Annotated in this window: 7 protein-coding genes; 6 read left to right on the top strand and 1 reads right to left on the bottom strand. The window is 66.4% G+C overall.

What is annotated here, in order from left to right:
* Positions 1 to 533: 533 nt before the first annotated feature.
* The 6 genes from COC42_RS04690 to COC42_RS04665 all read left to right on the top strand — a co-directional run bounded on the left by COC42_RS04690 (position 534) and on the right by COC42_RS04665 (position 11,458).
* Complete coding sequence (locus COC42_RS04690) at positions 534 to 3,770, top strand: TonB-dependent receptor (protein WP_096342062.1); 3,237 nt, start codon at positions 534 to 536, stop codon at positions 3,768 to 3,770.
* A gap of 84 nt (positions 3,771 to 3,854) precedes the next feature.
* A complete protein-coding gene (locus COC42_RS04685; protein ID WP_096342061.1) occupies positions 3,855 to 5,438 on the top strand; it encodes a tryptophan halogenase family protein in 1,584 nt (527 codons plus the stop codon).
* Positions 5,439 to 5,446: 8 nt separating this feature from the next.
* On the top strand, positions 5,447 to 6,529 hold the full coding sequence (locus COC42_RS04680; protein ID WP_245843843.1) for a glycoside hydrolase family 62 protein: 1,083 nt from the start codon (positions 5,447 to 5,449) through the stop codon (positions 6,527 to 6,529).
* A 122-nt stretch (positions 6,530 to 6,651) separates the two neighbouring features.
* Positions 6,652 to 7,914 (top strand): glycoside hydrolase family 5 protein, encoded by a 1,263-nt coding sequence (locus COC42_RS04675; protein WP_217991258.1) that lies wholly within the window; start codon positions 6,652 to 6,654, stop codon positions 7,912 to 7,914.
* A gap of 61 nt (positions 7,915 to 7,975) precedes the next feature.
* Positions 7,976 to 8,971, top strand: coding sequence for an alpha/beta hydrolase (locus COC42_RS04670; protein WP_096342058.1), 996 nt, complete (start codon positions 7,976 to 7,978; stop codon positions 8,969 to 8,971).
* A gap of 36 nt (positions 8,972 to 9,007) precedes the next feature.
* The gene (locus COC42_RS04665; RefSeq protein WP_096342057.1) at positions 9,008 to 11,458 is read left to right on the top strand and encodes a glycoside hydrolase family 2 TIM barrel-domain containing protein; all 2,451 of its coding nucleotides are present in this window, start codon (positions 9,008 to 9,010) and stop codon (positions 11,456 to 11,458) included.
* On the opposite strand, the gene COC42_RS04660 is transcribed toward COC42_RS04665, so the two are convergent.
* Positions 11,443 to 12,228 carry an IclR family transcriptional regulator gene (locus tag COC42_RS04660; RefSeq protein ID WP_096342056.1) on the bottom strand — a complete coding sequence of 262 codons (786 nt, stop codon included), beginning with the start codon at positions 12,226 to 12,228 and terminating at the stop codon, positions 11,443 to 11,445. The two genes, COC42_RS04665 and COC42_RS04660, sit on opposite strands and share 16 nt — an antisense overlap.
* Between the last annotated feature and the right edge of the window lie 72 nt (positions 12,229 to 12,300).

The raw sequence follows: 12,300 nt of genomic DNA, 5'->3' as shown, positions 1-12,300 counted from the left end.
CATGTTTCCCAAAGCTATAAGATACCGAAAAGATTACGAAAAATGCCGCTCGCTCCTCTTGATGCGCGCCAGCCCGACGGCATTGTCCAACGACTAGACCCTCCACATCGATTTCTTCGAATCCCACTGGAAGATTCTGACTCGCATATATAAAAGTATGGTTCGCGAAGATGTGGCGAGTCGAGCATAGAGATGCCGGGTCGCCCGACCGAGCTTCGCAAGGCCAAGGAGGGGCTGCTGGAATGATCAAGGACCTGCACCGGGCGAGGCCGCCTCGAGGCGACGTCATGGCCCGCGCTCCCCTTCATGGCCGTGCCGGCCATCGCCTGCCTGCCGCGTGCGCGTCCGAGCGCGCCATCCGGCCCCAGTCGATCGCGTGAATTGATGCCGTCGCGGCGGCTGAGGCTGTCGCCCGCCCGGCAATCGGGGGTGCCAGAGGCGCTGCCGCCGACGCCGGGACAACTCGCTTCAAGTCGATAGCGCGAGCCTTCGGTCAACAGCCGGTGAGCATCGCGCAAGGGAGGGGAAGACGAATGATTGCCAAGGGGTTCATGATCGGCGTCAGCGGCTACGCCATTGCGCTCGCAGGGGCGGGCCTCGCGCAACCGGCCTATGCGCAGGATGCCGGTCAGGCCGCGGCGCCTGAAGCCGCATCCGAAGAGGAGGGCGCACAGGAGATTCTCGTCACCGCCCGTCGCAAGGCGCTGAACGACGCGATCGAGATCAAGCGCAACGCCGACACGATCGTCGATTCGATCGTCGCGGATCAGGCAGGCCGCTTGCCCGATACCTCGATCACCGAGGTGCTGCAGCGCGTGCCGGGCATCGCCCTGTCGCGCTTCTCGGTCGATCAGGGTAATCCGAGCTTTCAGATCGAAGGCACGGGCATCTCGGTGCGCGGCCTGCCGTACAATTCAAGCACGCTCAACGGCCGCCAGGTGTTCAGTGCCAATGGCGGCAGCGCGATCAGCTGGGGCGACGTCACCCCCGAACTGATGAGCGCGGTCAACGTCTACAAGGGAACGACCGCCAGCCTGATCGAGGGCGGCGCGTCGCAGGTCGATCTGCGCACGCGGCTGCCGTTCGATTACAGCAAGTCCGAATCCAACCTGACGGTCGGCGGCAGCTACGGCGACATGTCGAAGAAGTTCTCGCCCAACATCTCGGCGCTCTACACCAAGAGCTGGACGACCGGGGTCGGCGAGATCGGCATTCTTTGGAACCTCGCCTTCTCGCGTTTCGACGCGCAGAGCAGCGACCTCAAGATGAACCCCTTCTACGCCGCCTACGCACCGGGCGCGCCCGACGATGTGGGTCTCATCCCCTATGGCTATAACTGGAGCAACAGCGAGTTCAGGCGCGACCGCTACGGCCTGTATCAGGCGGTGCAGTGGAAGCCCGATCCCGACATCGTCCTGACCAACACGCTGTTCTACTCGCAGTACAATGTCGAAAGCATGGGCTCGAGCGCCGGCTTCGGCATGGCGCCGAATCAGGCGTCCGCATACATCCCCGTGGATCCGGTCTTCGACGAGAACGGCGCGATGATCGCCGGCTCGCTACGCTACGGCGCGACTGGCAACATCGTCTACGGCGCGGGCGGAAATACGTGGCTTCAGCAATATTCGGGCGGCTGGTCGCCCGCGCCCGATCTCGATTGCGGATCGCAGGCTGGCTATGGCGGCCCGGTGTCGCAGGCGACTGCCGACTGGAGCAACGGCGTCTACGGTTGTACCGAGCCGCTGACCAACATCCAGGGGTTCGGCAGCTCGCGGTCGGTGGGCAAGAGCAAGAGCTCGACGCTCGACCTCACGACCAGCTTCGTCTGGACGCCTGCGCGCGAACTGCGCATCTCGGGCGGCATCCAGTATGTCCGGTCGATCGTCAAAAGCACGAACATGTTCGCGTCGCTGCAACAGACCGATCCGGCGCTGTCCTCGGCCAGCTTCGACCTGCGCAACGACATTCCGGTGGTCGGCGGCTTTGACGCGGCGGCACTGGCGAACACCGACACTGCCTATTGGGGGTCGATGGCGTATAACGGTGCCGACAACAAGGGCACGATGTTCGCATCGAACATCGACGTCGACTACAGCTTCGGCGACGACAGCTTCTTCAAGAGCGTTTCGGTCGGCGCGCGCGCGTCAGTGCGCAACGAGAACGACAATTTCATCGGCACCTACTGGGCGCCGCTGGCCCAGCCCTGGGCCGGCATCCAGTATTTCCTGACCGGGCCGGAGGCGTCGCCGAACGGCTCGCCCGACGATTACGAGGTCTACGACTTTCCCGGCTTCTTCGGCGGACGGGTTCCTTCGCCTGGGGCAGTGCTGATCCCCAGCGAACGGACGATGAAGAGCTTCGACTGGTATCGGCTGCAAAAAGCATACAACGGCGCGATCCCCAATGGCACGCGCGAGGATTACTGGCAGGAGTATTTCCAGAATCCCGGCGGCCTTACCGACTCCCGGATCGCCAACCTTGCCGGCTATATCCAGCTGAAGTTCGGCCGCGACCGCGGCGAGGGCGGACTGCCCTTCTCCGGCAACATCGGCGTCCGCGTCGTTCGCGCACAAAACAAGAGCTCGGGCCTGCTCGTACAAAACCAGGTGTCGGACTTCTTCCTCAGCGAGGCCGACGCTGCCGAGCAGACGCAGATTCAGTTCAACGGCGGGACGCCCGACCCGGCCAAGATCTTTTCGACCTTGCCGAGCGCGACGCCGCGCTCGATCGACTATTCGTTCACGCGGGTGCTGCCGTCGCTCAACCTTCGGTTCGACGTTTCACCGCAGATCATCGTGCGTGTTGCCGCGTCGGAGGGCCTGGCGCCCCCCGACCTCAACGCCATCCGTGCCGGCGGCAATATTGGCGCGAGCACACGTTCGGTCTCGTTCATCCCGCCGGGCGGCGGTGATCCGCTCAGCCAGCCGATCCTCACCAACTTCACCAACCAGTCGGCGGGCGCGCGGCTCGACCCGGTCCGCATCCGCAGCGAGGATTTGTCGTTCGAATGGTACCCGCGTAACGGGACGGCGTTCAACGTCAGCCTGTTCGCCAAGCAGATCCGCGATCAGGAGGTCTTCACCTTCTTCACCCAGAATCAGCAGACGCCGATCGTCAACGGCAACGGCGAGATCGTCACTATCGACATACCCTGGACCTATCTCCAGAACGAAACGTCCGACGAACAGGCCAATATCAAGGGCTTCGAGATCGGCGGGCGCACCTTCTTCGACAAGCTGCCGGGGCTGCTCAGCGGCTTCGGCGTGAACGGCAGTTTCAACTTCGTCGACAGCAGCAACCCGGCGCCGCAGGCGACCGACGTGCTGGGCAATGATTTCGAGGATCTGCCGTTCTTCAACCTCTCGAAATACAGTTACAATGCCGAGCTGCTCTACAGCCGCAAGTCGGTCAACTTCCGTATCGCTTATAACTGGCGGTCGAAGCAGCTTCTTTCGACCAACGCCAATCCGCTTTCCTATGCGACGTCGGGCGGCAATCCATATTGGGCCAATCTTAGCCCGACCGACTTCGGGCCGGAAAAGTCGTTCCAGGTTTACAATATGGTGCCGCTTTGGGCGGCGCCTGCCGGCTATGTCGATATCGGCTTCGATTATCGGTTCAACAATGTGGCGACGCTCAACCTGATGTTCGGCAACGTCACCAACACGAAGTCGCGAACCTATCAGGAGCCGTTGCCCGGCGTGATGGTGCCGTACGACACGAACATCAGCGACCGGCGGGTCACCCTGATGTTCCGCACGCGCCTCTAGAAACAACCGGCCGGACGGCGGGAAGGCGCACATCGCCTTCCCGCCGCGTCGGGCGGCGCGGCATTGAGAGTTGAAGGGGTGGGGATGGCGACCGAAGAACGGGCAGCAACGAGCAGCGAGAACGCGGTTCGCAAGGTGGTGATCGCGGGCGGCGGCACTGCGGGGTGGATGACCGCCGCGGCGCTCGCGGCCGACCTTGCCGATGCGGGCCTTGAGATCGAACTGGTCGAATCGCCCGAGATCGGCACGATCGGCGTGGGTGAGGCGACGGTGCCCTTCATCCACACCTTCAACCGGATGCTCGGCCTCGACCAGGCTGACTTCATGCGTCGCTGCAACGCGACCTTCAAGCTCGGGATCGAGTTCGTCGGCTGGCGCGACGTGGGCGAGAGCTATTTCCACTCGTTCGCCCAGTTCGGCCCCAATTTCAAGGACGTGTCCTTCTATCACATGTACCTGCGCTACGCCGCGCTGATGGCGGCGAAGGGCGCGGACGTGCCGATCGAGGCGAGCAACGTCGGCGCGGTCGCCGCCCGGCACAGCCGCTTCCGCCACCCCCATACGGTCGAGAAGAGCGGACTTCCCCCGCACCACTATGCCTTCCATTTCGACGCGGCGCTCTACGCCGACTATCTGCGCACCTATGCGACCGCCCGAGGCGTGCGGCACATCAGCGGCCGCATTGTCGAGGTCGCGCAGGTGCCCGAGACGGGCTTCATCAAGTCACTCCGGCTCGAGGACGGGCGCGTGCTCGCGGGCGACCTGTTCGTCGACTGCACCGGCCTGGCCGGCCTCCTGATCGAAAAGACGCTCGGCAGCGGGTACGAGGAATGGAAGCACTGGCTGCCCTGCGACCGCGCGGTCGCGGTGCCCTGTGCAAAGGCCGCATCGCCGATCCCCTATACTCAGGCCTCGGCCGAGGCGTCGGGCTGGCGCTGGCGCATCCCGCTCCAGCACCGCACCGGCAACGGCATGGTCTATAGCGGCGCCTTCGCCGACAGCGACGATGCGGTCGAGGCGCGGCTCATGGAGGCGATCGACGGCGAGCCGCTGGCCGCGCCGCGGCGCATCCGCTTCACGCCCGGCCGCCGGCGAGAGGTGTGGGTCAAGAACTGCGTGTCGGTGGGCCTCGCCTCGGGCTTTCTCGAGCCGCTCGAATCGACCAACATCCACCTCGTCCAGTCGATCGCCTTCAAGCTCCTGTCCTATTTCCCGGACCGGCATTTCGATCAGAGAGAGATCGACGCGTTCAATGCCGAGATGCAGCTCGAAATCGAGCACATCCGCGACTTCATCATCCTTCACTACAAGGTGACCGAGCGCGAGGACACGCCCTTCTGGGCCTATTGCAAGCACATGTCGGTGCCCGACAGCCTGCAGGCGCGCATCGACATGTTCCGCCCGCACGGCCGCCTGTTCGTCAAGCCGGGCGAGTTCTTCACCTACAATAGCTGGCTGTCGGTGATGCACGGCCAGGGCCTGCGCGCCGACCGGCTGGTCCGACAGATCGACCGCCTGACCGACGAAGAAGTCATCGCCTATTTCGAAGCGTTCAACGGCCGGGTCGCGTCGGTCGTCGCGAGCATGCCGGCGCACGATGCCTATCTGCAGGCGTTCGTCAGCGCACGCGACACAGTGACGGCGCTGCGGGGCGCGGCCGGCCGATGAGGATCGCTGTGCGTCGCTTGGTCAAAGGCGTTGTGCTGCTCGGGACGGTCGCGAGCCTTGCGAGTGCGCAAGATGCCGCGCCGAAGCGCAAGGCGGCCCGCTTCCGCTGGACCTCGACCGCGCCCGTCGTGCTGCCCCGCTCGGACGCTGAGCATCCGGTGGTGGCGGTCAAGGATCCGTCGATCGTCTTCGCCAATGGCAAGTATCACGTCTTCATGACGACGGCGGGCGCGAAGGGCTGGGGCCTCGCCTATGCGAGCTTCCGCCGCTGGGAGGACGCGCCCGCCGCGCCGCTCACCTATCTCGATCGGTCGCCGATCGGGCCCGGCTATCGCGCCGCGCCGCAGGTCTTCTTCTTCGCGCCGCAAAAGCGCTGGTACATGGTCTTTCAGGGCGGCGACCCGCTCTATTCGACGACCACGAACATCGACGATCCGATGTCGTGGAGCGCGCCCAAGCCCTTCTTCGCGGCAGTGCCCGACGTGGTGAAGGGCAAGGACGGCAACGCGACCTGGCTCGATTTCTGGGTGATCTGCGACGACACCCGCTGCCACCTCTTCAACACCGGCGACAATGGCCGGCTCTACCGTTCCGAAACCGCGCTCGCCGACTTTCCCCGGGGCTTCGGCAAGACCGAGGTGGTGCTTGAGGACGCCCGCGACCGGCTGTTCGAGGCGAGCATGACCTACCGGGTTGCCGGCACGCCGAGCTATGTCACGATGGTCGAGGCAATCGGCCCCCGTGGCCGCTATTTCCGCGCCTGGACCAGCGATCGGCTCGACGGCGGCTGGAAGCCGCTCGCCGACAGCCTCGCAGATCCCTTCGCCGGTTCGGCCAATGTCGCCTATCCGGGCGGGCGCTGGACGCTGGACGTGTCGCATGGCGAGATGATCCGCGCGGGCAACGACCAGCACCTGACGCTCGACCCCTGCCGGCCGCTGCGCTTCCTCTATCAGGGGGTCGATCCAAAGTCCGCCGGGATGGATTATCTGATGTTGCCCTACCGCCTCGGCCTGCTGACGGCGACCGCGCCCAATCCGCTGTCGGCGATGTGCCGGGCAAGGCCGGAGGGGGGTGGCAAGCGGCGCTGACGGGGCGCCGGTCGGCGCGGCCGCGGGGCCGGACAGCAGGAACGGGATCGGCCGTCGATGACGGCGACGCCGCCGGTGCGCGCAGCGCGGCGGGCGGATGGATTGTGCGTGGGAGGATCGAGATGAAGTTCGCAAGGCGCCAGATGCTGGTATCGACGGTCGCACTGGTCGCGGGGTGCGCCGGCGGCGGGATGAGCGCCGCGCCCCGGCCGAGCGCTACTCCGTCGCCTGCGCCGACCCCGACGCCCACCCCGACACCCACGCCCTCACCGTCGCCGACCTCGACCGGCACTCTTTACCCCAGTTACAACACCAGCCCGGCCGCGCCCAACTCGACCGGCATGGGCAGCAACGCGGTACAACTGGCCGCGCGGATGCAGCTCGGCATCAATATCGGCAACACGCTGGAGGCGATCGGCGGCGAAACCAACTGGGGCAACCCGCTCATCACGCGCGAGCTGATCGACACGGCCAAGGCGTCGGGCTTCGATTCGATCCGGCTGCCCTGCGCGTGGGACCAGTATTCGGATCCGACGACGGCCAAGATCAGGGACAGCTGGCTCGCGCGCGTAAAGGATGTCGTCCAATATTGTGTCGATGCCGACCTTCATGTGCTGCTCAACATCCACTGGGACGGCGGTTGGCTAGAGAACAACGTCACCCCGGCGAAGAAGGACGCGGTCAACGCCAAGCAAAAGGCGTTCTGGGAGCAGATTGCGACTCACTTCCGCGACTATGACGAGCGGCTGATCTTCGCCGGCGCCAATGAGCCCAATTGCGACACCGCCGAGCAAATGGAGGTGCTCTACAGCTATCATCAGACCTTCATCGACGCGGTGCGCGCGACTGGCGGGCGCAACGCCTATCGCGTGCTGGTACTGCCGCTGCCCAACGTCAACATGGACCTGTCGAAGACGCTCTGGACGCGGATGCCGACCGACACGGTCGCCGGCCGCCTGATGGTCGAGCCGCATTTCTACAGCCCGCCCAATTTCTGCATCCTCAGCGAGGACGCGAGCTGGGGGAAGATGTTCTATTATTGGGGCAAGGACTATCACTCGACGATCGAGCCCGACCGCAACGCCACCTGGGGCGAGGAGGAGACGGTCGATGCGCACATGGCCCTCGCCAAGGAGATGTTCGTCAGCAAGGGCGTGCCGGTGCTGCTCGGCGAATATGGCGCGCCGCGCCGCTCGACGCCGCGCGATCTCGAAAAGCACCTCGCCTCGCGTGCATACTGGATGAAGTATGTGACGCTGAAGGCGCGCGAAAACGGCCTTCTGCCCTTTCTGTGGGACACCGGCGACTTGATCGACCGGCGAACCTATGCGGTGAAGGACCGGCAGGGACTCGACGCCCTGCTTCAGGGGGCGGGCAAGAGTTGAGCGGCGCCGGCCCCCGTGTCGGCCCCGCGCCCTCCGCTCGGCGCAGCAGCGAGCCTTTCCGATGAGCCTTTCACGACGCGACTTCGTCAAATCCCCGGTGGCGCTGGCGGGCGCCTCGGCACTCGGCCTCGGATCGGCGGGGTGGGCGCAACTGCCGGCTCCCGCTGCCCCGGCCGAGGCGGGCGAGGTGATCGAGCTGTGGCCGCGCCCGCCCGCGGGCGCGCGCAACCCCGCCATGGCCGAGATCGTCGAGCAGACCTCGACCGACCCTGCCTATAGCAGCCGGCGATTGAAGGGCGTGACGCGGCCCCGGATCGTCAGCTTTCGCGCGGCGCAACCAAATGGCGCCGCGATGCTCATCATTCCGGGCGGCGGGTTCGCGTGGAATTATTTCGAGCATGAGGGGTACCGGGTCGCCAATGCCCTCAACCGCGCGGGCATCACCTGCTTCGTGCTGTTCTATCGCCTCGCGCAGGATGGCTGGCGCGAACCTGCGGCGGTCGGTCCCGCCGATGCGCAGCGCGCGATCCGCGTCATCCGCGCCAATGCCGCGCGCTTCGGCGTCGATCCCGCGCGCGTCGGGGTGATGGGCTTCAGCGCCGGCGGCTTTCTGACGACGACGATGGCCACGCGTCATTCGGCGCGCTTCACCGCGCCCGTCGATGCGATCGACCGGCAGAGCGCCAGGCCGCTGCTGACCGCCCCGATCTATCCCGTCCAGACGGTCGATCCGGCCGATGCCTATGACGGGACGGCGCCGTCGCTGTTCGGCGGCTCGGCGACGCCCGAGCAGATCCGCGAATGGTCGCCCGACCAGAATGTCACGGCCGATGCGGTGCCGACCTTCATGGTGCATGCCGAGGATGACGAGGTGGTGCCCGTCGCCAACGCCGTGCGGCTGCGCGATGCGATGCGCGCCAAGGGCATCGCGGTCGAGACGCACCTGTTCGCGCGCGGCGGGCACGGCTTTGCGCTGCGGCCCATGCCCGGCGCACCCGATGGCCTCTGGTTGCCGCTCTTTCTCGACTTCGCGCGCGAGCAGAAGCTGTTCGGCTGAACCACCACCACAGGAAACGAAGGAGCAGTTGCGGGCATGGCAGCGAGCAGGACGGCGAAACCGGGATTGATGCTGGCGCTCGCGATGGCCGCGCTGCCCGCCGCGGGCGAGGAGCGCAGCCTGTCGCAGGGTTGGCGCTTCCACGCCGGCGACGCGCCCGGTGCCGAGCGGCCTGGGTTCGAGGATCGCGACTGGCGTCCCGTCACGGTGCCGCACGACTGGTCGATCATGGATCGGGGGGATGGACGCCCGCCCTTCGACCGCGACGCCGTTGCCGGACAGGATTCGGGGTATCTGCCGGGCGGCATCGGCTGGTACCGTCGCCACCTGAAGCTGTCGGCGGCCGAGGCGGCGGGGGTAGTCCGGCTGAAGTTCGAGGCGATCTATATGGACGCCGACATCTGGCTGAACGGCCGGCATCTAGCGCGCCAGCGTTACGGCTACACCCCTTTCGCGCTCGACCTGACGGGGAAGGTGCGCGCCGGCGACAATGTGATCGTCGTGCGCGCCAACCATGCCGACCCCTCGTCGCGCTGGTATGCAGGGTCGGGCCTCATCCGCCCGGCGAGCATCGAACTCCTCGACCGCGTGCATCTCGACCCAGACAGCGTTTTCGTCACGACGCCGGTCGCGACCGAGGCGAAGGGCGTCGTCTCGGTCGAGGCGGCGGTCGCCAACCGCGCGGCCACGGCGCGCGCCGTCGAGCTGGTGACGCGCATCGTCGCGGCGACGGGCGAGACGGTGGCAGAAACGCGCCGCACCGCCGTCATCGCGCCTGGCGCCCGCTCGGCGGCAACGCAGCGGCTCGAGCTCACGCGGCCACGCCTGTGGTCGCCGGGCGCGCCCAACCTCTACACGCTGGTGCAGGAGGTTCGCGTCGCCGGCGCCGTCGTCGATACGCGGCGTACGCGCTTCGGGCTGCGCACCGTCACGCTCGACGCGCGCGGGGGCCTGCGCATCAATGGAAAGCCGCTCAAGCTCCAGGGCGGCAACATCCATCATGACAATTACATGATCGGCGCCGCCGGCGTGCCCGATGCCGACCGGCGCAAGGTCGCGCTGATGAAGGCCGCTGGCTATAACGCGATCCGAAACGCGCATAATCCGGCGAGCCAGGCGACGCTCGACGCCGCCGACGAATTCGGCATGCTGGTCATCAACGAGGCATTCGACAGCTGGAACAAGTCGAAGCGCGCGCAGGATTATTCGCGCTTCTTCAAGACCGACTGGCCGCGCGATATCGACCGCCTGGTCATCAGCGGCCGCAACCATCCGAGCGTCTTGTTCTGGAGCATCGGCAACGAAATTCCCGAGGACGGCACGCCCGAGGGGGTGGCGACCGGGCGTCAGCTGGCCGAGCGGGTCCGCCGCCTCGACCCGACCCGCCCCGTCACGCAGGGGATCAACGCCGATGCGCCGCGAAGCTCGAACCAGCTCGCGCTGCTGGACGTGGGCGGGCTCAACTATCACGCGCAGGATTTCGATGCCGAGCATGCGCGTTCGCCCGAGCGGGTGCTCTACACCTCCGAATCCTTGCCCAAGGACGCCTTCCCTTATTGGCGGCATGTCGAGACCAAGCCCTGGGTGATCGGCGATTTCGTCTGGACCGCCGTCGATTATCTGGGCGAGAGCGGCATCGGCTGGATGGGGTACAGCCAGGATTGGCAGAAGCTCGGCCCCTATCCATGGCACCTCGCCTATTGCGGCGAGATCGACGCGACCGGGCGCAAGCGGGCCGCTGCCTATTATCGCCAAGTGCTTTGGAAGACGGGGATCGATCCGATGGCCGCCTTCGTCCGTCAGCCGCCGGGGACCGAGGACTTGCCCGACCGCCGCCTCTACCCGGTCGATGCCGGGCATCTCGACTGGGCGCTTGACGACGTTCACCCGAGCTGGAGCTGGCAGGGACAGGAGGGCAAGCCACTCGAGGTCGTGGTCTATTCGGAACTGCCGACAGTCGAGCTGCTGCTGAACGGCAAGTTGCTAGGTCGGCGGAATGTGGGGGTTCAAACGCAGTACAAAGCGTCGTTCAACGTACCCTATGCGCCCGGTGAGCTGACCGCGGTCGGCTATCGCGATGGGCGCGAGGCGGGGCGCTGGACCCTCCGCACCGCCGCGGCGCCGGCACAGGCGCAGGTTTCGATCGACCGCATGCGCATGGCCGCGAACGGCGAGGACCTCGCCTACCTCACCGTCGAGCTGCAGGACGCCGCCGGCGTTCCGATCTATGCGCAGTCGGGCGATCGGACGGTGCGCGTTCGAGTCGAGGGGGCGGGGGAGCTTGCCGGCATCGGCAACGGCAACCCGATCGATGTCGCCAGCCTCCAGTCGGGTACCCGCCGCACCTTTCACGGCCGCGTCGTCGCCGCGATCCGCGTCGGGGCGACCGCCGGGCCGATCGCGATCGACGTCGAGGTCGAAGGGCTGCCACTTCGGCAGATCCGGCTGGATGCGGTGTCGCCGGGCGGCGGTCAGTCGCCGGGCTGATAGCCGAGCCGATCGGAGATGCGCGCCGTCGCGTTGCGCAGCATCCGGCGCGCGGCGTCCATATCGACTTTCTGCGATCCGTCGATGAACTCGACGAATGGGATCGTCAGTGCCGCGACGACGCTCCGGTCGAACCCGAAGATCGGGAAGCTGATGTCGGTGACGCCGCGGGTAATCGGGCTCTTGCGGCTGTCATGGCCGGCGCGCCGAACCGCCGCGATCCGCTCGGCCAGCCACTCGCGATCGACGCTGCGCCCCTGCTCCTCCTCCGCCGCGCGCACGATCCGTTCGGTACGCTGGAGGCTTGAGAAGGCGAGGATGACCTGGCCCGAACAGCTCTGGACGATGTCGACGTGAGAGCCGACCCTGAGCGCAAAGCTGCGCGTGCCGGGCTGTTCCTCGCGCGCGACGACCATGCCGCGTCCGCCGTTGGCGACGACGAGGTGACAGGACTGGCCAGCTTCGATCGCGAGCGCCTGCATCTCGGGCATCGCCGCGCGGACCAGATCCTGCGATGGCGTTGCCCGGAACGCGATGTCCAGGAGCTTGTAGGTTACGGTATAGCGATCGGTCGTCTCGGACTTCCGGAGATAGCCGAGCTGCTCCATCACCACGACGATGCGGAACAACTCGCCGACCGTCCGGTTGAGGTCGGCCGCCATCTCGGTGATCAGCGCGCCTTCAGGTCGGGTCGCGAGCAGCTCGAAGATTTCGAACGCCTTCTCGATCGCGGGCGCGGCATAGGTGCCCTTGAGCCCAGAACGCGGCATTTTCTCCCCCTTCTTGAGTCCGATCGTACCGGATCGTGCCGGTCTTGCGCGGAAATCCGGGCGGCGCAAGCC

The organism is Sphingomonas spermidinifaciens, from assembly GCF_002351485.1.
GTDB lineage: Bacteria > Pseudomonadota > Alphaproteobacteria > Sphingomonadales > Sphingomonadaceae > Sphingomonas > Sphingomonas spermidinifaciens.
Note: the sequence above shows the minus strand (reverse complement) of the source record. Positions and strands in the feature narration are given on the sequence as shown.